Annotated in this window: 22 protein-coding genes; 7 read left to right on the top strand and 15 right to left on the bottom strand. The window is 70.8% G+C overall.

All coding sequences use genetic code 11. The annotated features are described in order from the left end of the window. Positions 1 to 4: 4 nt before the first annotated feature. Together EDC36_RS07120 and EDC36_RS07115 are read right to left on the bottom strand one after the other, a co-directional pair. Positions 5 to 466, bottom strand: coding sequence for a helix-turn-helix domain-containing protein (locus tag EDC36_RS07120; RefSeq protein ID WP_132962569.1), 462 nt, complete (start codon positions 464 to 466; stop codon positions 5 to 7). Between the two features lie 207 nt (positions 467 to 673). Continuing rightward, positions 674 to 2,311, bottom strand: a complete 1,638-nt coding sequence (locus tag EDC36_RS07115; protein WP_132962568.1) for a M48 family metalloprotease — start codon at positions 2,309 to 2,311, stop codon at positions 674 to 676. A 52-nt stretch (positions 2,312 to 2,363) separates the two neighbouring features. Between EDC36_RS07115 and moaC the strand changes: the two genes are divergently transcribed. Next, positions 2,364 to 2,885 carry a cyclic pyranopterin monophosphate synthase MoaC gene (moaC, locus tag EDC36_RS07110; protein ID WP_132962567.1) on the top strand — a complete coding sequence of 174 codons (522 nt, stop codon included), beginning with the start codon at positions 2,364 to 2,366 and terminating at the stop codon, positions 2,883 to 2,885. 50 nt (positions 2,886 to 2,935) lie between these two features. Here the strand turns inward: moaC and EDC36_RS07105 are convergent, their stop codons facing one another. From EDC36_RS07105 to rsmI, 4 genes are all read right to left on the bottom strand, one after another. Next, on the bottom strand, positions 2,936 to 3,787 hold the full coding sequence (locus EDC36_RS07105) for a 3-hydroxybutyryl-CoA dehydrogenase (protein WP_132962566.1): 852 nt from the start codon (positions 3,785 to 3,787) through the stop codon (positions 2,936 to 2,938). 137 nt (positions 3,788 to 3,924) lie between these two features. Continuing rightward, the gene (gene phaP, locus EDC36_RS07100) at positions 3,925 to 4,476 is read right to left on the bottom strand and encodes a TIGR01841 family phasin (protein ID WP_132962565.1); all 552 of its coding nucleotides are present in this window, start codon (positions 4,474 to 4,476) and stop codon (positions 3,925 to 3,927) included. A 147-nt stretch (positions 4,477 to 4,623) separates the two neighbouring features. Beyond that, positions 4,624 to 7,284 (bottom strand): bifunctional acetate--CoA ligase family protein/GNAT family N-acetyltransferase, encoded by a 2,661-nt coding sequence (locus EDC36_RS07095; protein WP_132962564.1) that lies wholly within the window; start codon positions 7,282 to 7,284, stop codon positions 4,624 to 4,626. A gap of 32 nt (positions 7,285 to 7,316) precedes the next feature. Beyond that, positions 7,317 to 8,240: a 16S rRNA (cytidine(1402)-2'-O)-methyltransferase gene (rsmI, locus tag EDC36_RS07090; RefSeq protein ID WP_132962563.1), complete on the bottom strand. Its 924-nt coding sequence runs from the start codon at positions 8,238 to 8,240 to the stop codon at positions 7,317 to 7,319. Here rsmI and EDC36_RS07085 point away from each other — a divergent pair. From EDC36_RS07085 to EDC36_RS07075, 3 genes are read left to right on the top strand one after another with little or no spacing between them, the layout of a single operon-like run. Then, positions 8,239 to 8,661, top strand: coding sequence for a YraN family protein (locus EDC36_RS07085; RefSeq protein WP_165902828.1), 423 nt, complete (start codon positions 8,239 to 8,241; stop codon positions 8,659 to 8,661). The genes rsmI and EDC36_RS07085 overlap by 2 nt on opposite strands. An 18-nt stretch (positions 8,662 to 8,679) precedes the next feature. After that, positions 8,680 to 9,288: an SIS domain-containing protein gene (locus EDC36_RS07080; RefSeq protein ID WP_132962561.1), complete on the top strand. Its 609-nt coding sequence runs from the start codon at positions 8,680 to 8,682 to the stop codon at positions 9,286 to 9,288. After that, positions 9,285 to 9,947, top strand: a complete 663-nt coding sequence (locus EDC36_RS07075) for a BON domain-containing protein (RefSeq protein ID WP_132962560.1) — start codon at positions 9,285 to 9,287, stop codon at positions 9,945 to 9,947. Before EDC36_RS07080 ends, EDC36_RS07075 begins: the two co-directional genes overlap by 4 nt. Positions 9,948 to 9,993: 46 nt before the next feature. Here EDC36_RS07075 and EDC36_RS07070 read toward each other — a convergent pair whose 3' ends face one another. From EDC36_RS07070 to EDC36_RS07060, 3 genes are read right to left on the bottom strand one after another with little or no spacing between them, the layout of a single operon-like run. Next, positions 9,994 to 10,917, bottom strand: a complete 924-nt coding sequence (locus EDC36_RS07070; RefSeq protein WP_132962559.1) for an NAD(P)-dependent oxidoreductase — start codon at positions 10,915 to 10,917, stop codon at positions 9,994 to 9,996. A gap of 19 nt (positions 10,918 to 10,936) precedes the next feature. Beyond that, a complete protein-coding gene (locus EDC36_RS07065; RefSeq protein ID WP_132962558.1) occupies positions 10,937 to 12,073 on the bottom strand; it encodes a PilT/PilU family type 4a pilus ATPase in 1,137 nt (378 codons plus the stop codon). A gap of 56 nt (positions 12,074 to 12,129) precedes the next feature. Continuing rightward, the gene (locus tag EDC36_RS07060) at positions 12,130 to 13,173 is read right to left on the bottom strand and encodes a type IV pilus twitching motility protein PilT (RefSeq protein WP_132962557.1); all 1,044 of its coding nucleotides are present in this window, start codon (positions 13,171 to 13,173) and stop codon (positions 12,130 to 12,132) included. Between the two features lie 70 nt (positions 13,174 to 13,243). On the opposite strand from EDC36_RS07060, the gene EDC36_RS07055 reads away from it, so the two are divergent. Further along, a complete protein-coding gene (locus tag EDC36_RS07055; RefSeq protein ID WP_132962556.1) occupies positions 13,244 to 13,960 on the top strand; it encodes a YggS family pyridoxal phosphate-dependent enzyme in 717 nt (238 codons plus the stop codon). A 48-nt stretch (positions 13,961 to 14,008) separates the two neighbouring features. Here the strand turns inward: EDC36_RS07055 and putA are convergent, their stop codons facing one another. Further along, positions 14,009 to 17,611, bottom strand: coding sequence for a bifunctional proline dehydrogenase/L-glutamate gamma-semialdehyde dehydrogenase PutA (putA, locus tag EDC36_RS07050; RefSeq protein ID WP_390616574.1), 3,603 nt, complete (start codon positions 17,609 to 17,611; stop codon positions 14,009 to 14,011). A gap of 96 nt (positions 17,612 to 17,707) precedes the next feature. Between putA and EDC36_RS07045 the strand changes: the two genes are divergently transcribed. Further along, positions 17,708 to 18,172, top strand: a complete 465-nt coding sequence (locus EDC36_RS07045) for an Lrp/AsnC ligand binding domain-containing protein (protein ID WP_132962554.1) — start codon at positions 17,708 to 17,710, stop codon at positions 18,170 to 18,172. A gap of 40 nt (positions 18,173 to 18,212) precedes the next feature. Here the strand turns inward: EDC36_RS07045 and EDC36_RS07040 are convergent, their stop codons facing one another. Continuing rightward, positions 18,213 to 19,280 carry an ornithine cyclodeaminase gene (locus EDC36_RS07040; RefSeq protein ID WP_132962553.1) on the bottom strand — a complete coding sequence of 356 codons (1,068 nt, stop codon included), beginning with the start codon at positions 19,278 to 19,280 and terminating at the stop codon, positions 18,213 to 18,215. A 153-nt stretch (positions 19,281 to 19,433) separates the two neighbouring features. Here EDC36_RS07040 and EDC36_RS07035 point away from each other — a divergent pair, with 153 nt between their 5' ends. After that, the gene (locus EDC36_RS07035; RefSeq protein ID WP_132962552.1) at positions 19,434 to 19,853 is read left to right on the top strand and encodes an Lrp/AsnC family transcriptional regulator; all 420 of its coding nucleotides are present in this window, start codon (positions 19,434 to 19,436) and stop codon (positions 19,851 to 19,853) included. A 52-nt stretch (positions 19,854 to 19,905) separates the two neighbouring features. Here EDC36_RS07035 and EDC36_RS07030 read toward each other — a convergent pair whose 3' ends face one another. The 4 genes from EDC36_RS07030 to EDC36_RS07015 form a co-directional block, all read right to left on the bottom strand. Beyond that, positions 19,906 to 20,250, bottom strand: a complete 345-nt coding sequence (locus EDC36_RS07030) for a RidA family protein (RefSeq protein ID WP_132962551.1) — start codon at positions 20,248 to 20,250, stop codon at positions 19,906 to 19,908. Positions 20,251 to 20,274: 24 nt separating this feature from the next. Continuing rightward, positions 20,275 to 21,225 carry a delta(1)-pyrroline-2-carboxylate reductase family protein gene (locus EDC36_RS07025; protein ID WP_132962550.1) on the bottom strand — a complete coding sequence of 317 codons (951 nt, stop codon included), beginning with the start codon at positions 21,223 to 21,225 and terminating at the stop codon, positions 20,275 to 20,277. Further along, complete coding sequence (locus EDC36_RS07020) at positions 21,222 to 22,952, bottom strand: sensor histidine kinase (RefSeq protein ID WP_132962549.1); 1,731 nt, start codon at positions 22,950 to 22,952, stop codon at positions 21,222 to 21,224. Before EDC36_RS07020 ends, EDC36_RS07025 begins: the two co-directional genes overlap by 4 nt. Positions 22,953 to 23,013: 61 nt before the next feature. Continuing rightward, positions 23,014 to 24,507 (bottom strand): FAD-linked oxidase C-terminal domain-containing protein, encoded by a 1,494-nt coding sequence (locus EDC36_RS07015; protein ID WP_132962548.1) that lies wholly within the window; start codon positions 24,505 to 24,507, stop codon positions 23,014 to 23,016. Positions 24,508 to 24,690: the final 183 nt, after the last annotated feature.

Genomic DNA, 24,690 nt, shown 5'->3' with positions numbered 1-24,690 from the left:
CGCCTCAGTACCCCATGCCGAGTTCCTGGGCTTGGGCCGCCAACGCATCCAGTGCCTTGCGCCGTTCGGCGTCAATGCGGTTTTTGTAGGCGATCACGTCCTGGTAGCGCACGCGGCGGTGCGTGCCGACCTTGTGGAACGGGATCTCGCCTTTCTCGAGCAACTGGACGAGGAAGGGGCGCGAGACGTTGAGCAGGTCGGCGGCCTCCTGCGTGGTCAGCTCGGCGTGGATCGGAATGATGGACACGGCATTGCCCTGACCGATCTCGGTCAGCACGTCCAGCAGCAGGCGCAGGGCCGACGTCGGGATCGACACGGTGCGCACCGTGCCCTGGTCGTCATGGAAGTCGATCCGCTGGGTCTCGGCGCGGGTCGTGAGGATGGTTGACAACACCCGGCCGCACTCCCGGGCCAGGGCGATGTCTTCGGCGGAAGGCAGGGTTTGGGCCATGGTGGGCGCGTTCATAGGGGGGACTCCTCGTCGAGGCCGACGTGAGCAGGAACCTCACTTTAAACGAAACCAACGAAAATCGCAATATCCGAAACGGTCGGGCTTGTGGCGTGCCAACGTCCCCCTGTGTGGAGTGCGCTCTACACGACGGCCTGCTGCCGTTGCCAGCGGCGGGCCCGCCATCGGGCCGCGTTGCACGCTGATTGCCCAGGCCGCAGCTTGTCAGGGACGGCGGCGCAGCGCGGCTTCGCGCTCGCGCAGCACGGCTTCGACGTGGCGCACGCGGGCGTCGAGCACCGCCAGCTCCTGCCAATCGTCGCTGCGCTGTTGGGCCGCCAGGCGCTGGGTGGCGCGAAAGCGGTCCAGCGCGCCGGTTTCGTCCAGCAGCGCCAAGCGGGCCTCGCCCTCGGCGCGCCCGGCACGGACCGGCTGCCCCAGCGCGCGCTGCACGCCAGCCAGCACCTCCCAGGCCTGGGCGTCGTCGGGGCGTTGCACGCACCAGGCTTGCAGCCGCTGCGCGCACGCGCGCCGCAGCTCACCGTCGCCACCGCGGGTGGCGGCCTGCGCGGCCAGCAGCAGGCCGGCGCGTGTGCCGTCGTCCAGCGCCGCGCGGGTCAGCGTCGGCAGGCTGGCGCGCGCGGCGGGGTCGAGCGTGGCTTCCGGGTGCAGCAGCGTCAGCAGCTCCAGCCGCAGCCAGCGTGCGGCGCGTTGCGCGGCGGCGTCGTCGGTGGGCAGGCTGCGTTGCAGCGCTGCTTGGGCGTCCAGGGCGGCGGCGGGCTCGCGCAGCAGGCCGTGCGCCAGCGCCGCGGCGTAGGCGGTGGCGGGGTCCTCGGGCCGCCGCGCGCGGGCGTGGGTGCGCAGTCGGTCGGGCGCGGGGTCGGCCAACACGCGCGCGCGCGCGGCCATCGCGGCGTACCAGTGCGGCGATACGCTGGCGGTGGGCGGGTTGGCGGGCTGCAGTTGCAGCCGGGCGCGCATGTCGGCGATGCGCTCGGTCGTCAGGGGGTGGCTGCGCAGGTACGGGAAGCTGCCGTCGTCGTTGAGGCGAGCCGATTGTTGCAGCCGCTCGAACATGCCGATGAAGCCCTGGCCGTCGAAGCCGGCGGCCTGCAGCACCGCCAGCCCGATGCGGTCGGCTTCGCGCTCCATGTCGCGCGAGAAGTTGAGCTGCCCTTGCACCGCCAGCGCCTGGCCGCCGGCCACCGCCGCGCCGGCGATGTCGGCGTTTTTGGCCGCGCTGGCCGCCAGCGCTCCGAGGATCATCGCGGCCAGCACCAGCGGGGCCTGCTGGCTTTGGCGCGTCAGCAGCCGCGCGATGTGGCGTTGGGTGACGTGGCTCATTTCATGCGCCAGCACGCTGGCCAGTTCGTCGGCGCGTTGCGTGACCCCGATCAAGCCCAAGTGGATGCCCAGGTAGCCGCCGGGCAACGCGAAGGCGTTGACGCTGGGATCGCGGCCCAGCAGCAGCCGCCACGCGTAGCGCTGCGCCAGCTCGTCGCTGAGCTCGCCACGTTGGCGGGCGCCGGCCAGCAAGGGCTGCCACAGCGCCTGCAGCAGTTCGGCCAGCGCGGGGTCGTCCAGGTAAGCCGGGTCGCGGTAGATGGCGCGCGCGATCTGGTCGCCCAGCTCGCGTTCTACGGCCAGCGTCATGTCGCCGCCGTCGCCCAGCGCGGGCAGGGCGACCGTCTGGGCGTGGGCCGGTGTGCCCAACCACGGCCCCAGCGCGGCCGCCACCGGCACGGCAAACGCGCTGCGCAGGGCTTGCGCCAGCCAATGGCGTCGTGTGCAGCACCAAGGGCGCAGCGCAGGTCCGTGCGCGGGTTGCGGCCATGCATGGGGGGTGCCCGTGGATCGTTGCATGGCCGTATGATGCCGTGTCTGCAAGGCAAATTCCCGACCAACGAAGGCCATCATGAGCTCCAACCCCGCCGACATCCCTGCCTCACCCCTGACGCACTTCGACGCCCAAGGCCAGGCCCACATGGTGGACGTCGGGGCCAAAGCGGCCACGCACCGGGTGGCGGTGGCCGAAGGGCGCATCTACATGCAGCCGGCCACGCTGGCGTTGATCGAGCGTGGCACCGCCAAAAAGGGCGACGTGCTGGGGGTGGCGCGCATCGCCGGCATCATGGCCGCCAAGCGCACGGCGGAGCTGATCCCGCTGTGCCACCCGATCGCGCTGACGCGCGTGGCGCTGGATTTGACCGTCGAGCCGCAGGGGCCAGCGGTGCGGGTGCAGGCCACGGCCGAGACGGTGGGCCCCACCGGCGTGGAGATGGAAGCGCTGACCGCCGTGCAGGTGGCGCTGCTGACGATTTACGACATGTGCAAGGCCGCCGACCGCGGCATGACGATCGGCGACGTGCGGCTGCTGGAAAAGCAGGGTGGTAAATCCGGCCACTACGTGGCGGCGCCGCAGCCGTCCGTGGTGTAGGGCGCGCCGCTTGCGCGGGTGGCCCGCACGCGCGGCGCGGCCGTGCGCGCTCAAGCGTAGGTGTACACGCCGCGGCCGGTTTTGCGGCCCAGGTAGCCGGCGGCCACCATTTCCTTCAGCAGCGGGCACGGGCGGTACTTGCTGTCGTTGAACTCGGCGAAGTACACGTTCATCACCGCCAGGCACACATCCAGCCCGATCATGTCGGCCAGCGCCAGCGGCCCGATCGGGTGGTTGCAGCCCAGCTTCATGCCGGCGTCGATGTCCTCCGGGCTGGCCAGCCCTTCGGCCAGCACGAAAAACGCCTCGTTGATCATCGGTACCAGGATGCGGTTGACCACGAAGCCCGGCGAGTTTTTGACCGTGATCGGGGTCTTGCCAAGCTTGAGCGCGAGCTGCCGCACCGTGTCGTGCGTGGCGTCGCTGGTTTGCAGGCCGCGGATGATTTCCACCAGCGCCATCAGCGGCACCGGGTTGAAAAAGTGCATGCCGATGAAGCGGTCGGCGCGCCCGGTGACGGCGGCCAACTGCGTGATGCTGATGGAGCTGGTGTTGGTGGCGACGATGACCTCGGGCGCCAGCAGCGCGTCGAGCTGGCGCAGGATCTTGATCTTGAGCTCGAGGTTTTCGGTGGCGGCTTCGATGACCAACTGCGCGCCCTTGAGGTCGTCGTAGTTCGTCGAGGTGCGGATGCGGGCCAAGGCGGCGTCGCGCTCGGCGGCGGTGAGCTTTTCTTTTTTGAGCAGCCGCTCCAGGCTTGCGGTGATGGTGGCGAGGCCTTTGTGCAGCGCGGCGTCGTTGATGTCGACCATCACGACGTCCAAGCCGTGGGTGGCGCACACCTGGGCGATGCCATTGCCCATGGTGCCGGCGCCGATGATGCCGATGGTTTGCAGGGTCATGCGGGTTCCTCCGGTGCTTGGGGTTGGGGACGGCCCGATTATGCGGCGGCGCAACAACAAAAAACCGCGCCCAAGGGGCGCGGTCGGTTACCCGGCTGACGCCGCGGCCGGGCTGCGGCGCCGTTGCGCGGCGCGCGTCAGGCCGAGGCCTTGGCGGTGCGCGGCGTTTTGGTGGCGGCCACGGCGGTGCTGGCCACGGCCTTCAGGTTGGCGTCGGCCAGTTCGGCCGCCTGCTTGACGGCCTTTTGCACCGACTCCATCGCCGCGGCGGCGGTGCTCACCGCTTGCTTGACGGCGGCCACGGCCGGCTCGGTGCCCTGCGGGGCGTTTTTGACCATGCCGTCCAGCAGCGCCAGGAACTGCTTGTGCGCTTCCTGGGCCTGGGCTTCCAGCACCTTGGTCACTTCGGCCTGCACGCCCGAGGCGATGTCGTACACGTGGCGGTGGTACGAGGCCACTTTTTCGCCCACCGGTTGCACGATGGCGTTGTGCAGCGCGACGAGGTCTTGCATGTCCTTGACGGCCAGCGCGGCTTGCGTGTGCTCGGCCGATTCGGCCAGCAGCGCCTTGATGGCTTGCAGGTTGAGCTCAGCCAGCTTTTCGACGCCGGCCAGCGTTTTGTCGGCCAGGTCGAACACGGTGGTGACGTTTTTCTTGTGCAGGGCGACGAGTTGGTCGGCGGTCATCATGGCAGGACTCCTTGTGTGTGAGGTCATGTTGCAGTGCAACAAAACCAAGTATAGGGATTCTGTGTGACAACACAAGGACAGTTTGTTGCGCTGCAACAAAAATCCGACGAACGGTCAACCCCGCCAGGCCAGGCCGGGCGTGGGCGATCAGGGCGCCGGGGTTTGCAGCGGCAGCTCGACCAGGCGCAGCTCGGGGTCGTCCGGGTGCGGGGCGATGGCAAAGCCCAGCCGGGCCAGCAGCGCCAGCATCGGGGTGTTTTCACGCAGCACCTGGCCCACGATGCGCCGCGTGCCGTGCGCGCGCAGGTAGCGGATGAGCTTGTCCATCAGGATGCGGCCCAGCCCCCGGCCTTTGAGGTCGGAGCGCACCAGGATGCCGTACTCGGCGCTGTCGTTGTCGGGGTCGCAAATGCCGCGCACCACGCCCAGCGTTTCTTCGCCCCCTTCGGGCAGCGCGCGCGTGGCGATGAAGGCCATTTCGCGGTCGTAGTCGATCTGGGTCAGCCGCGCCAGCTCGGTGTGCTCGATGCTGCGGCGGCTGTAAAAGATGCGCATGCGGATATCCTCCGGGTCGACGCGCTCCAGAAACGCCAGGTGCTGGGCTTCGTCTTCGGGGCGGATGGGCCGCAGCGTGACGGTGTCGTCACCCCAGGGGATGACCTCGATCAGGTCGGCGGGGTAGGGGCGGATGGCAAAGCGCGCCGCGCCGCCGGGGCGCTGGGCGCTGACCCGCACGCGCGCATCCAGCGCCACCGCACCCTGGGCGTCGACGACCAGCGGGTTGATGTCGATCTCGGCGATTTCGGGCACGTCGGCCAGCAGTTGCGCCACGGCCAGCAGCGCGGCGTGGATGCTGGGGCGGTGCGCGGCCGGCACGTCGCGCCAGCCGCGCAGCAGCCGCGCCACCTGGGTGCGCTCGATCAGCGCGTCGGCCAGCGCGACGTTGAGCGGGGGCAGCGCCACGGCACGGTCGCCCAGCACCTCCACCGCCGTGCCGCCGGCGCCAAACAGAATCACCGGCCCAAACAGCGGGTCGATGGTGGCGCCGACGATCAGTTCGTGGGCGTGGCGGCGCTGCACCATGGGCTGCAGCGCGAAGCCCTCCAGCCGCGCGTCGGGCCGCGCGCTGGCCACGCGTTGCAGCATGGCGTGGGCGGCGCTGCGCACCTCGGCCGCGTCGTGCAGGTTGAGGCGTACGCCCCCGACGTCGGACTTGTGCGTGATGTCGGGCGACAGGATTTTGAGCACCACCGGAAAGCCCAGCGCCTGGGCGGCCTGCGCGGCGGCGTCGGGGTCAGGGCCCACGGTGCGCACCGGGGTGGTGGGGATGCCGGCGTGCGCCAACAACCGCTTGGCCTCGGGCTCGGTCAACCACTCGCGGCCGCTGGCCAACACCTGCTCCACCAACGTGCGGATGGCGGGCAGGTCCAACCCGATGCCAGGCGGCGCGGGCGGCGTCTGCAGCAGTTCCTCTTGGTGGCGGTGGTACTGCCGCAGGTAGGCAAAGGCGCGCACCGCCTCTTCGGGGGTGGCAAAGTCGGGTACACCCGCCGCCCGAAAACGGGCCCGCGCCGCGGCCACCGCACCGCTGCCCAGCCAGCACCCCAACACGCGCGGCGGGCGTTCGGCGGCCAGTGGCGCCAGAGCTTCGGCGATGGTGTCGGCGGGCACGATGGCGGTGGGTGCGTGGATGAACAGGATCGCGCTGTCGCGATCCTGGCGCAGGATGCGCAGCGCCTCCACGTAGCGCTGCGCGGGGGCGTCGCCGATGATGTCCACCGGGTTGGCGCGCGACCAGTTGGGGGGCAGCACGGCGTCCAAGGCCTGCGCCAGCGGCTCGGGCAACGTGGCCAGCGCCACGCCCATGTGCGCGGCGGCGTCGGCCGCCATCACCCCCGCACCGCCGCCGTTGGTCAGCACCAGCAGCCGCTCGCTGCGGTTGTCGCGAAAGCGCGCCAGCACCTCCACGGCCAAAAAGAGCTGCTGCAGCGTGTTGACCCGCAGCATGCCCGCGCGCGCGATGGCGGCGTCGAACACATCGTCGGCCCCGGCCAGGGCACCGGTGTGCGAGGCGGCGGCGCGGCTGCCCTGGGCCGAGCGGCCGGCCTTGACCAGCACCACGGGCTTGTTGCGCGCCGCCGCGCGCGCGGCCGACATGAATTTGCGCGGCGCGGTGATCGATTCCACGTACATCAAAATGGCGCGCGTGCGCGCATCGCTGCCGAGGTAGTCGAGCAGGTCGCCAAAGTCCACGTCGGCGTGGTCGCCCAGCGAGATGAAGTGCGAAAACCCGATGCCGCGGTCGTTGGCCCAGTCCAGCACCGCGGTGACCAGCGCCCCGGACTGCGACACGAACGCGATGGCGCCGGGCTGGGCGTGGGCGTGCGCGAAACTGGCGTTGAGGCCCAGGTGGGGCACCAGCATGCCGATGCAGTTGGGGCCCAGGATGCGCAGGGTGTAGGGGCGCGCGGCCTGCAGCATGGCTTGCTTGAGCGTGGCGTCCAGCCCCGCGGTGACGACGATCGCGGCGCGCGTGCCGCGTGCGCCCAGCTCGGCGATGAGCCCCGGCACGGTGGCTGGCGGGGTGCAGATCACCGCCAGGTCGGGCGCGTGCGGCAGCTCGGCCACGCTGCGTGCCACCGGCACGCCCAGCGCGGGCTGGCGCGGGTTGACGGCGTACAGCTCGCCCTGAAAGCGTCCGTGCAAGTTGCGCCACACGGTGGCGCCGACGCTGCCGGGGCGGTCCGACGCCCCCAGCACCGCCACGCGGCGCGGTTGCAGCAGCGCATCGAGGTTGCGAATCGTCATGGCGGGCTCCCTGTCGGTGCATGGGGTCGGGGTCAAGCGGGGGGCGCCGGCGTGTGGGCGGCGGCGTACAGCGCGTCGCGCGGCGCGCCGGTGATGGCCGCGGCCAGGCGCGCCGCCCGTGCCGCGGGCAGCTCCTGCAGCAGCAACGCCAGCACGCGACGTGCCTCGGCGTCGAGCTCGGGCCCAGCATGCCCGCCCACCGTGACGGGCCCGTGAAGCACCAGCGCGAACTCGCCGCGCAGCCGCTCGGGGCGATCGAGCAGCCAGGCGCCCAGCTCGGCGCAGGGCAGCGTTGCGATTTCCTCGAACTGCTTGGTCAGCTCGCGCCCCACCGTCACCCGGCGCGCACCAAGCGGACGCAGCTCGTCGGCCAAGCGCTCGATGCGGTGCGGCGCTTCCAGCAGCAGCACCGCGGTGGGCAGTGCCAGCCAGCGTTGCAGCGCCTGGGCGCGCGCTTGGCCTTTGGGGGGCAAAAACCCCGCCACCGTGACCGCGCCGTCGCCCAGGCCCGCCACGCTGAGCAGTGCGGTGACGCTGCTGGCGCCCGGCACCGGGATGCAGCGCAGGCCGGCGGCCTGCACCGCCGCGCACAGCCGCGCGCCGGGGTCGCTGATGCCCGGGGTGCCGGCGTCGCTGACGTAGGCCACGCGCTGGCCGCTCAGCAAGCGCTGCACCACCTCGTGGGCGGCGCTGGCTTCGTTGTGCTCGTGCACCGCCAGCAGCGGGCGCTGCAGCCCGTAGCCGCGCAGCAGCTGGGCGGTGTGGCGCGTGTCCTCGCACGCCACGGTGTCGGCCAGCGCCAGCACGTGCAGCGCGCGCAGCGTGATGTCGGCCCGGTTGCCGATCGGCGTGGCCACCACGTACAACGCCTGCGCCGGATAATGTTGTTCGGCCGCCAGCCGGTGCACGTCATGGGCTGCATCGACGCCGTGCGGGGCAGGGAGGGATTGGTCCATGTCGGTGATGCCATCGCAACGTCAAGGGGCACGACCCACCACCAAGGCGCGCGGCGACGCGGCCGAAGCGTTGGCGTTGCGCCATTTGCAGGCCCACGGCCTGCGTCTGGTGCGGCGCAACGTGCGCAGCCCGGGCCGCGGCGGGGGCGAGGTCGACCTCATTATGGCCGAGCCCGACGGCACGCTGGTGTTTGTCGAAGTGCGTCAGCGCAGCCGCGCCGACCACGGCGGGGCCGCGGCCAGTGTGGGGTGGGCCAAGCAGCGGCGTGTCGTCTTTGCGGCAAGGCACTTTGTGGCGCGGCTGGCGCAGGTGCCGCCGTGCCGCTTCGACGTTGTCGTCATCGACGGGGAACTCGGCGGCCAGCCGCCGCCTCGCATCGAGTGGCTGCGCGCCGCGTTCGAGGCCGGCGCGTGGGATTGACCGGCTAAGATTGCGCCCATGCTCATGCCCCGCATCCAGCAGCACTTCATCGACGGTGCCGACGTGCAGTACCAGTGCGCGCAGGCCCTGGGGGCGCCGCTGGAAGCGGCCGCGCAGGTGTTGCTGCACGGGCTCACCGCCGGCGGCAAGGTGCTGGCGTGGGGCCAAGGGGTGGCCGCGGCGCTGGCGCAGGCGCTGGTGGCGCAGCTGGTGGGCCGCTTCGAGCGCGAGCGCCCCGAACTGGCGGCGCTGGTGCTGGGCGCCGACGCGACGCTGGCGTCGGTGGCAACGGTGGGCGATGTGGCCGCAGCCGCCGCGGTGCGGCAGCTGCGGGCGCTGGGGCTGCCTGGTGACGTGCTGCTGCTGGTGTGCGCGGGTCCGCCCGGACCCGACGCGCTGGCGCTGGTGGATACGGCCCACGAGCGCGACATCGCGGTGGTGGTGCTCAGCGGCGCCCGCGTGGGGGATCTGCCCGACGCGCTGCGCGACGGCGACGTGTGGGCGGCCGTGCCCGCCGAGCGTGCGCCGCGCGTGCTGGAGGCGCAGTTGGTGGCGTTGCACGCGCTGTGCGACGCGCTGGATGCCCAGTTGTTGGGCGACGACGAGCTGGAGACGGTGACGACATGACATCCAACAAGCATGGACGGGGGTTGCGCCTGGGCACGGCGCTGGCGGCGATGGTGTTGCTGGGCGCGACGCTGCCGGGCTGCGCCCCGCTGGTGGCGGGGGCGGCCGTGGGTGGCACGGTGCTGGTGGCCAGCGACCGCCGCACCACCGGCACCCAGCTGGAGGACGAAACCATTGAGCTCAAGGTGGCCGCGCGGGTGCGTGAGCAGCTGGGCGAGCGCGCGCGGGTCAACGCCACCAGTTTCAACCGCAAGGTGCTGCTCACCGGCGAGGTGGCCTCGGAGGCCGACCGTCAGCGGGTGCTGCGCATCGTGCAGGGGGTGGACAACGTGGCCGGTGTGGTCGACGAGCTGGCGGTGATGGGCTCGCCCTCGCTGACGGCGCGCTCGGCCGACGCGCTGGTGACGGCGCGCGTCAAGGCGGCCTTTGTCGATGCCAAGGACCTGTCGGCCAACGCCATCAAGGTGGTGACCGAGCGCGGCACCGTGTACTTGATGGGGCTGGTGACCGCGCGCGAGGCGCAGCGCGCCGCCGAGGTGGCCCGTGCTGTGCCCGGCGTGCAGCGCGTGGTGCGCGTGTTCGAGCTGATCAGCGAGGCGGATTTGGCGCGGCTGCAGCCCGCCCCGAAGCCGGCCGACGCCCCAACCAAGCAGCCGTGACGGCGGCGGTGGCCGGGGCACGGCCCGGCAGGCTGCGCCCGGGCGCTCAGCGCAGGCGGCGGATCAGGCTGGAGGTGTCCCAGCGCCCGCCGCCCATGGCCTGCACGTCGGCGTAAAACTGGTCCACCAACGCTGTCACCGGCAAGCGCGCGCCGTTGCGGCGTGCTTCCTGCAGGCACAGCGCCAGGTCTTTGCGCATCCAGTCCACGGCAAAGCCAAAGTCGAAGCGGTCGTCCACCATCGTCTTGCCGCGGTTGTCCATTTGCCAGCTTTGCGCGGCGCCCTTGCCGATGACGTCCAGCACCAGCTTCATGTCCAGCCCGGCGCGTTGGCCAAAGGCGATGGCCTCGGCCAGGCCTTGCACCAGGCCGGCGATGCAGATCTGGTTGACCATCTTGGCCAGTTGCCCGGCGCCGCTGGCCCCGATGCGTGTGACGGCGCGGGCGTAGGCCGCGATGACCGGCCGTGCGCGCTCAAAGGGCGCTTCGTCACCGCCGCACATCACGGTGAGCATGCCGTTTTCGGCGCCGGCTTGCCCACCGGAGACGGGCGCGTCGATGAAGTGCGCCCCCTGCGCCTGGGCGGCGGCGTACAGCTCGCGCGCCACCTCGGCCGACGCCGTGGTGTGGTCCACCAACACCGCGTCGGGCGCCATGCCCGCCAGCGCGCCGTCAGGCCCCAACACGACGCTGCGCAGGTCGTCGTCGTTGCCGACGCACGCCATCACGAAGCCAGCACCTTGGGCGGCCGCGCGCGGCGTTGGGGCCGTGCGCACGCGCGCCACGCCGCGTTCGGCCAGCGCACGCACCAGCGCGTCGGCCTTGGCGGCGGTGCGGTTGTACACGGTGACGTCGTGGCCGGCCAGCGCCAGGTGCGCGGCCATTGGCCAGCCCATCACCCCCAGACCGATGAAGGCAACACGTTGGGGTGGGCACGGTTCGTAGGTGGCTTTCGGGTTGACGTTGGGCATCGCGGACCTCGTGCAAGGGTTACATGATTTGCAGGTGCTCGGTGCCCGCGGCCAAGTCGCTGTTGCGGGCACGCTGGCTTTCCAGCTTGATGCGCAGCTTGATGTCGTTTTGCGAGTCGGCGTTGCGCACCGCGTCCTCGTAGGAGATCTGGTACGCCTCGAAGGCGTCGAACAGCGCTTGGTCGAAGGTTTGCATGCCGACCTCGGTGCTGCGCTTCATGACCTCCTTGATCTCGTTGATCTCGCCCTTCATGATCAGGTCGGCGATGAGGGCGCTGTTGAGCAGCACCTCGACGATGGCCACGCGGCCTTTGCCGTCCTCGCGCGGCAACAGGCGCTGCGCCACCATGCCGCGCAGGTTGAGCGAGACGTCCTTGAGCAGCTGGGCGTGGCGGTCGTGCGGAAAGAAGTTGATGATGCGCTCCATGGCCTGGTTGGCGCTGTTGGCGTGCAGCGTGGCCAGGCACAGGTGGCCGGTTTCGGAAAACGCGATCGCGTGCTCCATCGTCTCGCGGTCGCGGATTTCGCCCATCAGGATGACGTTGGGCGCTTGGCGCAGGGAGTTTTTCAGCGCGATCTCCCAACTGTCGGTGTCCAGGCCGACTTCGCGCTGGGTGACGATGCAGTTTTTGTGCTGGTGCACAAACTCCACCGGGTCTTCGATGGTGACGATGTGGTCTTGCGTGTGCTCGTTGCGCCAGTCCACCATCGCGGCCAGTGTGGTCGACTTGCCGGTGCCGGTGCCGCCCACGACGATACAGATGCCGCGCTTGGCCAGCGCCAACTGCTTGAGGATCTGGGGCAGCCCCAGCTCGTCGATGGTGGGGATTTTGGACGGAATGGTGCGCAGCACCAGGCCCACTTTGCCCATTTGCACAAAGGCGTTGACACGGAAGCGCCCGATGCCGGCAGGACTGATGGCGAAGTTGCACTCCTTGGTGCGCTCGAACTCGGCGGCCTGCTTGTCGTTCATGATGGCGCGTGCCAGCGCCTGGGTGTGCTGCCCGGTCAGCGGCTGCGCCGACACCTTCTGGATCACACCATCGACCTTGATGGCGGGAGGGAAATCCGCCGTCAGAAACAGATCGCTGCCGCCCCGGCTGACCAGCAGCCGCAGCAGCTCGTGGATGAAATTGCTCGCTTGATCGCGTTCCATGGTGGGCGCTCCGGTAGGGCGGGGTGGTGCGCGGCCGTGCGCAGGCACGCCCGCCGTCAAAGCGGGAAGTTGTCGGGGTTTTTGGCCTTGCTGCGCGCTTCGGCAGCGCTGATCACGTTGCGTCGCACCAGCTCCAGCAAGGCCTGATCCAGCGTTTGCATGCCGTACTGCTGCCCGGTCTGGATGGCCGAGTACATCTGGGCGACCTTGTTTTCGCGGATCAGGTTGCGGATCGCAGGGGTGCCGATCATGATTTCGTGCGCGGCGACGCGGCCCTTGCCATCGGCGGTTTTGAGCAGCGTTTGCGAAATCACCGCCACCAGCGACTCCGACAGCATCGCGCGGATCATGTCCTTTTCTTCGGCCGGGAACACGTCGACGATACGGTCGATGGTCTTGGCCGCGCTGGAGGTGTGCAGCGTGCCAAACACCAGGTGGCCGGTTTCGGCGGCGGTCATGGCCAGGCGGATCGTCTCCAGGTCGCGCATCTCGCCCACCAGGATGACGTCGGGGTCTTCGCGCAGGGCCGAGCGCAGCGCCGCGGCGAAGGAGTGCGTCATCGGCCCCACTTCGCGCTGGTTGACCAGGCTTTTTTTGGACTCGTGCACGAACTCGATCGGGTCTTCGATGGTGAGGATGTGGCCGGGGTCATGTTCATTGCGGTGGTTGACCATGGCCGCCAGCGTGGTCGATTTACCCGAGCCGGTGGGGCCGGTGACCAGCACCAGCCCGCGCGGTTTCATCGCGAGATCCGCAAAGATGCGCGGGCAGTTCAGGTCTTCCAGCGTCAGCACCTTGGACGGAATGGTGCGAAACACCGCCGCTGCCCCGCGGTGCTGCGTGAAGGCGTTGACACGAAAGCGCGACAGCCCAGCGATTTCGAACGAGAAGTCGCACTCCAAAAACTCCTCGTACGCCTTGCGCTGGGCGTCGGTCATGATGTCGTAGATCATCGCGTGGACCTGCTTGTGGTCCAGCGGCTCGACGTTGATGCGCCGCACGTCGCCGTGCACCCGTATCATCGGTGGCAGCCCAGCCGACAGGTGCAGGTCGGAAGCCTTGTTTTTGACCGCAAAGGCCAGCAGTTGGGTGACGTCCATCCCGTATGTTCACCGTGGGCGGCGGCGGCCCCACAAGGACCACCGCTGCAGGTTGATTGACGGACTCATTATGGCAACGATTGCAGACAATCTCCAAGCCGTGCGTGAGCGCATCGCGCGGGCGTGCGCGGCGGCCGGGCGCGACCCCAGCGGTGTGACACTGCTGGCGGTGTCCAAGACCTTTGGGCCGCAGGCGGTGGCCGAGGCCGCGGCGGCCGGCCAACGTGCCTTTGGCGAAAACTACGTGCACGAAGGCGTGGACAAAATCGCGGCGCTGCGTCAGGCCGGCTGGGAGGGCTTGCAGTGGCACTGCATCGGGCCGTTGCAAAGCAACAAAACGCGCCTGGTGGCCGAGCACTTCGACTGGGTGCAGTCGCTCGACCGGCTCAAAATCGCGCAGCGGCTCAACGAGCAGCGGCCCGCCCACCTGCCGCCGCTGCAGGTGTGTTTGCAGGTCAATATCGATGGCGCGCCGACCAAGGCAGGCGTGGCGCCGCAGCAACTGGTGCCGCTGGCGCAGGCGGTGGTGGCGCTGCCGCGGCTGCGCCTGCGCGGCATCATGTGCATACCCGACCCCCAGCCCGACGCGGCGGCCATGCGCGCGGTGTTCGCGCAAGCCGCCCGTCTGTTCGACGCCCTGCGCGCCGCGTTGGGCCACCCGCCGGAGCTGGACACGCTGTCGATGGGCATGAGCGACGACTTGGAACACGCCATCGCCGCAGGCAGCACGATGGTGCGCGTGGGCAGCGCGATTTTTGGACGGCGCGTGTACGCGGGGCGGGGGTGAGCGGGCACCGCTCGGCGGCACGCCACAACACCCCGGGGCGGCGCGGCGTCAGTCCAGGCCCATCAAGCTGGCGTTGCCCCCGGCCGCGGCGGTGTTGACGCTGAGGCTGCGCTCGGTCAGGGCGGCGGCGGGCACGGGCTCGCCGCGCCAGGCGTACAGCGGCACCAGCGGACCGGGGTGCGCGGCCAGCGCCTGTTGCCACGCCAACACCGTGGCCGCGCCCGCGGCCACCAGCGCCGCTTGGGGTGGCGAGGGCTGGCGTTGCAGCCAGGCCAGGGGCTCGGTGCCGTCGGGCACCAGGGGTTGTGCCCCCAGGGCGCGCAGGGTGTGCGCCATGCGCTCGGCGGTAGTGGCGTCGTCGGCCAGACACAGCACGCGCTGGCGCGGCAGCAAGCGGTAGGTGTCGCGCTGCCCGGTGGGGCCGCGCAAGACCACGGCGGACGGCCACCCGGCCACCGGCTGGCCCGCGGCAAAGGCCAGCGCGCGCTGCACGGTGTCGGCGGGCGGATCGGCCAGCAGCCGGTACAGCAGCAGCGGGCCACCGGCTTTGGGGCCGGTGCCGGACAGGCCTTCGCCCCCAAAGGGCTGCACGCCCACCACGGCGCCCACCATGTTGCGGTTGACGTAGTGGTTGCCGGCGTGCACACGCTGGGTGAGGCGGTCGATGGTTTCGTCGATGCGGCTGTGCACGCCGAAGGTCAGGCCGTAGCCGGTGGCGTGGATGGCGGCCACGAGCGCGTCAAGCTCGCCCCGGCGCCAGCGCACCACGTGCAGCACGGGGCCGAACACCTCACGCTCGGGCAGCGCCAGCCCGTCCAGTTCGATCAGGGTGGGGGCGACGTAGGTGCCGCGCCCGGCCTCGGGCGGCAGGGACGCTTGCCAAACGCGGCAGCCGCGTGCGCGCATGGCCTCGATGTGGGCGACGATGGCGTCGCGCGCCGCGGCGTCGATGACCGGGCCGACGTCGGTGCTCAGCCGCGTGGCGGGGCCGATGCGCAGCTCGGCCATGGCGCCACGCAGCATGGCCAGCAGGTGGTCGGCGACATCCTCCTGCAGACACAGCACGCGCAGCGCCGAGCAGCGCTGGCCGGCGCTGTCGAAAGCCGACACCAGCACGTCTTGCACCACCTGCTCGGCCAGCGCCGAGCTGTCCACCACCATCGCGTTTTGGCCACCGGTTTCGGCGACCAGCGGGATGGGGGCGGCGCGGCCGTCGGCGCCGGTGCGCACGCGCGCAGCCAGCGTGCGCTGCAGCAGCTTGGCCACCTCGGTGGAGCCGGTGAACAGCACGCCCGCGGTGCGCGCGTCGGCCACCAGCGCCGCCCCCACCGTTTCGCCGGCGCCGGGCAGCAGTTGCAACACGTCGCGTGGCACGCCCGCCGCGTGCAGCAGCGCCGTCATGCGCGCGGCCACCAAGGGCGTTTGCTCAGCGGGCTTGGCCAGCACCGGGTTGCCGGCGGCCAGCGCGGCGGCGATCTGCCCGGTGAAGATGGCCAGCGGGAAGTTCCACGGGCTGATGCACGCGACCGGCCCCAGCGGCGCGGCGTCGGCGGGCCAGTGGGTGTCGGTGATCTGGGCGGCGTCGAAGCGCAGGAAGTCGATCGCTTCGCGCACCTCGGCCACGGCGTTGGCGGCGGTTTTGCCCGCTTCGCGCATCAGCAGCGCGACGAAGGCGGGCAGGTCGGCCTGCAAGGCGTCGGCGGCGCGGCGCAGGCACGCGGCACGCTCGGATGCCGGGGTGGCGGCCCAGGACGCTGCGGCGCGCTGGGCCACGGCCAATGCGTCGGCCACGTCGTCGGCGCCGGCTTCGTGGATGTGACCGACGGTGTCGTCGAGCTCGCCCGGGTTGCGCACGGTGCGCAGCGGGCCACTGGGGCGGTGCGGGGCGGCCAGCAGCGCGTGCGCGGCCACCGGTGCGGCGCGGCTTCTGTGCAGGGCTTGCGCCAGCGTGCCCAGCGTGGCCTCGTCGCTCAGGTCGCACCCGGCGCTGTTGGGCCGCGCCGCGCCGTACAACTGCGCTGGCGTCGCGATGCGGGGGTGCGGCAGGCCCACAGCACCCTCAGCCCGTGCCCAGGCTTGCACCGTGTCCACGGGGTCTTCGACAAGCGCGTCCAGCGGGATCTGGGGGTCGGCGATGCGGTGCACAAACGATGTGTTGGCGCCGTTTTCCAGCAGACGGCGCACCAGGTAAGCCAGCAGCGTTTCGTGCGTGCCCACCGGCGCGTAAATGCGGCAGGGCCGCCCCAGCCCGCCGGCGCTGACCGGGGTGACCACCTGCTCGTACAGGGGCTCACCCATGCCGTGCAGGCACTGGAATTCGTATTGGTGCGGGTGCCAGCGGGCGGGGTCGGCCATTTCGTGAATCGCCGCCAGCGTCTGCGCGTTGTGGGTGGCGAACTGGGGGAAGACGGCGTCCGGGGCGGCCAGCAGCGCGCGTGCACACGCCAGGTAGGCCACGTCGGTGTAGGCCTTGCGCGTGAAGACGGGGTAGTCCAGCCCATCCAGTTGCGCGCGCTTGATTTCGCTGTCCCAATAAGCGCCTTTGACCAGCCGCACCAGCAGGCGGTGTCCGCTGCGCCGCGCCAACGCGATGACGTGCTCCACCACCGCGGGCGCGCGCTTTTGGTAGGCCTGGACGACAAAACCGATGCCGTCCCAGCCGGCCAGCGACGGCTCGTGGCACAGCCGCTGCAGCAGGTCCAGCGACAGCTCCAGCCGGTCGCTTTCCTCCGCGTCGATGTGCAGGCCGATGTTCACCGCCCGGGCCGCTTCGGCCAGCGCGCGCAGGCGAGGGTAGAGCTCATCCATCACGCGCGCGTACTGCGCGCGGCTGTAGCGCGGGTGCAGCGCCGACAGCTTGATCGACACGCCCGGCCCGTCGATCGGGCCACGCCCGGCGTTGGCCGCGCCGATGGCGTCGATGGCCGCGCGGTAGGCGTCGAAGTAGCGCTGCGCGTCGGCAGCGGTCAGCGCCGCCTCGCCCAGCATGTCGTAGGAGTAACGAAAGCCCTGCGCTTCCCGCGCTTGGGCACGGCGCAGCGCCTCGTCGATGGTTTGGCCGGTGACGAACTGCTCGCCCAGCAGCCGCATGGCCATGTCGACCGCGCGCCGGATCAGCGGCTCGCCGCCCTTGCGCAGCAACCCGCCCAGCGCCGTGGTCAGTCCTTCCTCGCTGTGGGTGGCGGTGAGCTTGCCCGTCAACAGCAGGCCCCAGGTGGCTGCGTTGACGAACACGGAGGGGCTGTGGCCCAGGTGCGCGCGCCAGTCGCCGCGCCCGATCTTGTCGCGGATCAGCGCGTCGCGCGTGGCGGTGTCGGGGATGCGCAGCAGCGCCTCGGCCAGGCACATCAGCGCCACGCCCTCGTGCGACGACAGTTGGTATTCCTGCAGCAACGCCTGCACCAGCCCCTCGCGGCCACGCTGCGGGGCGCGTTCACGCAGGCCGGCCGCCAGCCGTTGCGCCAACGCGGTGATGCGCGCGCGCTGGGCGTCGTCCAGGCGCGCGCGCGGCAGCAGCGACACCAGCAGCTCGGGCTCGGGCACACGGTGCAGGGCGGGCAGCGCCGCCATCGTCGGCGCGCGGGCGATGGGGCCATCGGCCAGCGGCGTCGGGACAGGTTGCAGGTGAGCGGTGTCGGCCAGGGTGTTCATGGCGGGGCGTGTGGTCATTGACGATGGCCCAAGTGTGATGCGCTTTCAAATGAATGAAATGTTGTTTTTAGGCCAATGTTTAGTGAAAATCTCGGCATGGACGACCTCGACCGCATTGATCTGCGCATCCTCGACGCCCTGCAGCGCGACGGCCGCATCACCAACCTGAAGCTGGCCGAGACGGTGAGCCTGTCGCCCACGGCGGTGCTGGCGCGCGTGCAGCGTCTGACGCGCGAGGGTTACATCCTGGGCTACGAAGCGCGCCTCAACCCCGCCAAGCTGGGCGCGGGGCTGCTGGTGTTTGTGGAGGTGCTGCTGGACCGCACCACGCCCAACGTGTTCGAGCAGTTCAAGGCGGCGGTGCAGGCGGCGCCCCAGGTGCTGGAGTGCCACATGGTGGCCGGGGGTTTTGACTACCTGGTCAAGACGCGCGTGGCCGACATGGCCGACTACCGCCGCTTTGCCGGTGACGTGCTGTGGCAACTGCCCGGCGTGCGCGAGACGCGCACCTACGCGGTGATGGAGGAGGTCAAGCACACCCACCGCCTGCCGTTGTTCTGACGGCGGCGGGGGGGCGTGCAGCGGCCCATCGGCGGCGGGCTCAGGCCGCGCGGCGCAGCGCCGCCGCGCGCGGTTGCAGCAGGCCGAACAGGTTTTTCGGGTCGTCCAGATCCGGGATCAGGTCCAGCGTTTCGCCCACGCCGAGCCGCTGGGCCTGCGCGTGCACGAAGCGCAGCGCGGCGTAGTCCTCCAGCGCGAAGCCGACCGAGTCGAACACCGTCACCTCCGCGGCGCTGGTGCGACCAGGGGCCTGGCCGGTCAGCACCTGCCACAGTTCGGTGACGGGAAAGTCCGCAGGCAGTTGCTGGATGTCGCCTTCGATGCGGGTCTGCGGTTCGTACTCCACAAACACCCGCGCGCTGCGCAGCACGTCGGCGTGCAGCTCGGTCTTGCCGGGGCAGTCCCCACCGACGGCGTTGATGTGCATGCCGGGTTCGAGCATGTCGGGGGTCAGGATGGTGGCGTTGGTCTTGTCGGCGGTGACGGTGGTGACGATGTCGGCGCCGCGCACCGCCTCGGCGGTGCTGACGCAGCGGGTCAAGGCCAGCCCGCTGCCGCGCAGGTTGGCTACCAGTTTGTCGGTGGCGGCGGGGTCGGTGTCGAACAGGCGCAGCTCCTCGATGCCCAGCAGGTGCTGGAACGCCAGGGCCTGGAACTCGGCCTGCGCGCCGTTGCCGATCAGCGCCATGACACGGCTGTGCGGGCGCGCCAGCGCCTGCGCGGCCAACGCCGACATCGCCGCGGTGCGCAGCGCCGTGGTCAGCGTCAGCTCGCTCAGCAGCAGTGGCGCGCCGGTGGCCACGTCGGCCAGCACCCCAAAGGCCATCACGGTGGGCAGGCCGTCGCGGGTGTTTTTGGGGTGACCGTTGACGTATTTGAAGCTGTAGAGCGTGTCGTCGGCGATCGGCATCAGCTCGATGACGCCGACGTTCGAATGGTTGGCCACGCGGGCGGTCTTGTCAAAGTCGGGCCAGCGGCCAAAGTCGTCGCGGATGCACGCGGCGATGCCGCGCAAGCAGGCCTCGACGCCCAGGGTCTGCACCAGGCGGACCATGGCCGGGGCGCTGAGGTAGCGTGTGCGCACGCGCGCGGGGTGCGGGTGGGTCATGTTGCGCTCTCCTGCGGTGAGGGAAGGTTGCGGATGCGCGCAAGTGTCGAGCGGATCGATGACAATCTAAAACGACAGAATGTTGACGATATGGTGTTTTGCTGTCGAAATAGATAGCCATGATTGTCGAAACGTCAAATTACGGGGGTGGCCATGGATGAGCTGGACCAGGCCCTGATCGCGCTGCTGCGGCGCAACGCGCGCCTGAGCGTGGCCGATCTGGCGCACAAACTGAAGGTGTCGCGCGGCACCGTGACCAACCGCATGCGTCGCCTGGAGGACGCCGGCGTGATCCTGGGCTACACGGTGCGGCTGCGGCCCGAGTCGGAGCCGGAGCGCATCCGCGCCTGGATGAGTGTGCTGGTGGAGGGCAACCAGACGCGCGCGGTGATCGCCAGCCTGCTGGGTGAGCCGGGCGTGGTCAAGCTGCACGACACCAACGGCCGCTGGGACCTGCTGGCCGAGCTGGAAGCGCTGTCGATGAACGAGCTGTCCGACATCCTCGAGCGCATTCGCCTCATCAAAGGCATCCACAGCACCGAGACCAGCATCCACCTGCGCACCTACCGCTGAGGTGGCCGTGGACCCGCGGGCGGCGTTGCGGCGGCGCCGTCCGCCGCTCGGGTCAGAGCGCCGCCGTGGCGACGATTTCGATTTTCCAGTCGGGGTGGGCCAGCTTGGCCTGCACGGTGGCGCGCGGCGGGGTGTGGCCGGCCGGCACCCACGCGTCCCAGGCGCGGTTCATGCCGTCGTAGTCGGCCATGTCGGCCAGGTAGATCTGCACCATCAACAGCCGGGTTTTGTCGGTGCCCGCGCGCGCCAGCAGCGTGTCGATCATGGCCAGCACCTGGCGCGTCTGGCCTTCGATGTCCTGGCTGGGGTCGTCCGGCACCTGGCCGGCGAGGTACACCGTGCCGTTGTGGATGGCCATTTCGGACAGGCGTGGTCCGACGTCGAAGCGTTGCACCATGGCATCAAACTCCTGGGGGAAGGTTCAGCGGCTGCCGGCCGCCAGCACGCAGCGGGCGGCGGCCAGATCCCAGCCGGCCCAGCCGCAGCTTTTGAAAAAGACCGGGCCATCGGCGCGCCGTGCGCGCCGCCAAGCCGGGGTATCGCGCACCACGTCGGCCAGCGTGGGCAGGGCGCCAACGTCCAGCCCGGCTTGCAACAGGTCGCCCGCTTCGTGGTCAGCGTCGCGGGTGTCCACCACCACCGTGCCGCTGGCCGCCAGGTGGCGGCACACCTCGGGCGCCCACTCCACCATGTGCGGCGTGAAGGCACCCACGGCGGCCACGAAGGCATCGGCGCGCGGGCGGGCCCGCAACGCCACGGCCTGGGCCGTGGTGCTGCTGACCACCAGCGGGCAGTCGGCCAGCGCGGCGTCGGCGTCGTCCACCCGCTGGGCGTCCAGGCCCAGGCGCGTCGCGTGCTCCACCAATGCGTCCGCGCTGGCGCGGCTGCGCGAGGCGATGCGCACCTGCCGCACGCCCAGGCCTGCGGCAAACGCTTCCAGGTGCGCGCGGCCTTGCACGCCAGCGCCGACGATCAGCAGCGGCCCGCCGGGGCGGCGCGCCAGCCGCCGCGCCGCCAGCAGCGACACAGCCGCCGTGCGCCGTGCCGTCACCGTGGGGCCGTCCAACAACAGGCGCCGGCGGCCGTCGCGCGCGTCGAAGACGACGATGTCCCCCTGGATCGCGGGGCGCCCGTGCGCGGGGTTGTCCGGCACGAAGGTGATCAGCTTGGTGATGGCGACGCGGTCATCGGCCGCCGGCATCACGAACAGGCTGCCGCCGCCGGCCAAGGGCTGCACCAGCCGTGGCGGCACGGTCACGGTGTCGTCGCGCAGCAGCGCCTCGACGGCGTCGGCCAGCGCAGGGTAGGGCAGCGCCTCGGCCGTGGCTTGGGCGTCCAGCCACGGCGGTGCTGGTGGGGGCTGGGTGCTCATGCCGGGGTGGCCTCGACGGCTGGCGCGTCCGGCGCCGGCGGCGGGGTGAAGGCCAGCGGCAGGGCAAAGTAAAAGGTTGCCCCGTGGTCGGGCTGCGCGTCGGCCCAGATGCGGCCGCCGTGCCGTTCCACGATGCGCCGCGCCAGGGCCAGGCCGATGCCGGTGCCTTCGAAATCCTGCGCGCGGTGCAGGCGTTGGAACATGCCAAACAGCCGCTCGGCGCGCGCGGGGTCGAAGCCCACACCGTTGTCGCGCACCCAGAACACCGCCTCGGGCGCAGCGCCGTGGCCGTGCGCCACGTGCCCCCCCACTTCGATGACGGCGGGCGTGCGTGGGCGGGTGTATTTGAAGGCGTTGGCCAACAGGTTGTCCCACACCTGCGCCAGCAGCAGCGGGTCGCCCTGCACGGTGGGGAGCTGGTCGGGCAAGCGCAGTTGGCACTGGTCGGCGGGGCGGCGCAGCGCCGGGTCGTGCTGCACGCGGTTGAGGCTGGCGCGCAGCAGGTCCAGCATGTCCACCGGCTGCACCCGCAGCGCGGCGCGGCCCAGCCGTGCGAAGGCCAGCAGGCCATCGATCAGCCGGCCCATGTGGACGGCGGCTTCGTCGATGGTGCGCAAGTCCTCGGCGACGTCGGGCGCCAGCGGTTCGCCCAAGTCCTCGCGCAGCAGTTGCACGTAGCTGGTGATGTGGCGCAGCGGCGCGCGCAGGTCGTGTGACACCGACGAGGCAAAGGCCTCCAGGTCGTCGATGGCGGCCTGCAGGGCACGGGTGCGTTCCTGCACCTTGCGCTCCAGCGCGGCGTTGAGCTCACGCAGCAGTTCTTCCAGGCGGTGCACGTCGGTCATGTCGCGCACCAGGCAGGCGGTGCCCAGCGCCTCCCCTCCGGGGCCCACCAGCGCGGTGTACACGCTGTGCGCCCACAGGCGGCTGCCGTCGGCTCGGCGCACCCAGCCGGTCGATTCACTTTGGCCCAGCAGCGTGGCGCGTTCCAGCGCCTGCGCGGCGTCGGCGGGCAGCGGATGCGGGCGGTCCGGCGCGTCGGGGCCGCGGGAGCCCAACACCTCGTCAGCGCGGTAGCCCAGCAGCCGCTCGGCGCTGGCGGGCCAGTCGTGGATGGCGCCGTCGTTGTCCAAAAAATAAATCGCGGCGTCGCGCAGCGCGTCGGACAGGGCTTGCCAGCGGGTTTGCTGCCACAGCAGGTGCGCGTCCTGCTGCTGCAGTTGTTGGCGCAGGGCTTGTTCCTGGTCGGCCTGGTGCGCTGCGGCGCGCTGCTGGGCGGTCTCGTCGCGCAGCAGCACGAACAGCCCGCGCACGCTGCCCTCGGTCGTGTCGGGCAGCAGCGTCACCTGCCAGTGGCGCGCGTCGTCGCCCGTGCCACGTTGCACCGCCACTCGGCTGGCTTCGCCGTGCGCCAGCGCCGGGCTTACCCACGGCAGCAAGGTGTCAAGCCAGAGGTCGTCCAGCGCCTCGTGCCACAACAGCCCCGCTGCGCTTGGCGGCGTCAGGTGCGGGCGCAGCAACGGCTGGGCGCGCGGGTTGGCCGCCACCACGCGCAGTTCCCGGTCCAGCAGCACCACGCCGTCGGGCAGCGCTTGCAAACAGCGCCACGCCATGGTCTGCGCGTTGGGCACGGGCGGATCGCCCGCGGCCGCGTGGTCGGCGTGCAGGGCGGCAAAAAACGCCGGTGGCAGGTGCGTGGGCCAGGGGTCGCGCGGCAGCGGCTGCATGCCAGCTACTGTAGCGCATGCGCAGTCGGTTCGACGCCAACTAACCCGGCTACGCCAAGGCTCAAAACCGCGGCAGGTTGGCCCACGGCAGCCGCCCGCCGCGCACCAGCATCTTGCCGTACTCGGCGCAGCGGTGCAGGGTGGGGATGACCTTGCCGGGGTTGAGCAGTTCGTGTTCGTCGAAGGCGCGCTTGAGCGCCTGCATCTGCGCGCGTTCCTCGGGGCTGAACTGCACGCACATGCTGTTGAGTTTTTCGACGCCGACGCCGTGCTCGCCGGTGACGGTGCCCCCCATCGCCACACTCGTTTCCAAAATGTCGGCGCCAAAGGCCTCGGCGCGCCGCAGTTGGTCGGGGTCGTTGGCGTCGAACAGGATCAGTGGGTGCAGGTTGCCGTCGCCGGCGTGGAAGACGTTGAGGCAGCGCAGCCCGTACTTCGTCTCCATGGCCGCGATGGCCTGCAGCATTTCGCCCAGGCGCTTGCGCGGGATGGTGGAGTCCATGCACATGTAGTCCGGGCTGATGCGGCCGCTGGCCGGGAAGGCGTTTTTGCGCCCGCTCCAAAAGCGCAGCCGCTCGGCCTCGTCGCGGCTGACGGCGATCGCGGTGGCGCCGGCGGCGCGCAACACCGCGCTCATGCGCTCGATCTCTTCGGCCACTTCCTCCGGCGTGCCGTCGGACTCACACAGCAAGATGGCCTCGGCGTCGAGGTCGTAGCCGGCGTGCACAAAATCCTCCACCGCCGCGGTCATCGGTTTGTCCATCATCTCCAGGCCGGCGGGGATGATGCCCGCGCCGATGATGGCCGCCACCGCGTCGCCGGCGGCGCGCACGCTGTCAAAACTCGCCATGATGCAGCGCGCCAGCTGCGGTCGCGGGATCAGGCGCACCACCACTTCCACGACCACGGCCAGCATGCCTTCGGAGCCGACCACCAGCGGCAACAGATCCAGCCCCGGCGCATCGGGGGCGCGGCTGCCGAAGGTCACCGGGTCCCCGGCCACCGTGTAGCCGCGTACCTGCAGCACGTTGTGCACGGTCAGGCCGTACTTGAGGCAGTGCACGCCGCCAGAGTTCTCGGCAACGTTGCCGCCGATGGTGCAGGCGATCTGGCTGCTGGGGTCGGGCGCGTAATACAGGCCGTAGGGGGCGGCTGCTTCGCTGATGGCCAGGTTGCGCACACCCGCTTGCACGGTGGCGGTTTGCGCTAGGGGGTCGATGGCGACGATGCGGTTGAACTTGGCCAGGCTCAAGGTCACGCCCATGGGGTGCGGCATGGCCCCACCCGACAGGCCCGTGCCCGCGCCGCGGGCCACCACCGGCACCTTGAGCAGGTGGCACGCGCGCAGCACCGCTTGCACCTGGTCTTCGGTTTCGGGCAGCGCCACGGCCAGCGGGCGCTGGCGGTAGGCGGTCAGGCCGTCGCACTCGTAAGGCGTGGTGTCCTCGTCGGTCCACAGCAACGCGTGGGCCGGCAGCACCGCTTGCAGCGCGCGCACCACCTCGGCCTGGCGGGCGGCGCGTTCGGCGGCGTCGGGGGGCAGGGCAGCGTTCATGGGCCGCAGTGTAGGGCAGTGCGCGCCGCGATGGGGCTGAAATCTTTGCCAAAACCCCTTGAAATGGCCGCCACGGACGCTATGTAATCGTCAGACGAATGACGGTGCCGCCCGCTGGTGTGGAGGCCGCGCGCGGTGCCGGGGACTGGGTGCCTCCACCATCGATTGCCAACGAGAGGAGTT

The sequence above is a fragment of the Tepidimonas ignava genome (genome assembly GCF_004342625.1).
Lineage (GTDB): Bacteria > Pseudomonadota > Gammaproteobacteria > Burkholderiales > Burkholderiaceae_C > Tepidimonas > Tepidimonas ignava.
The sequence above is the reverse complement of the archived record's forward strand: the minus strand, read 5'-3'. Positions and strand labels throughout refer to the sequence as shown.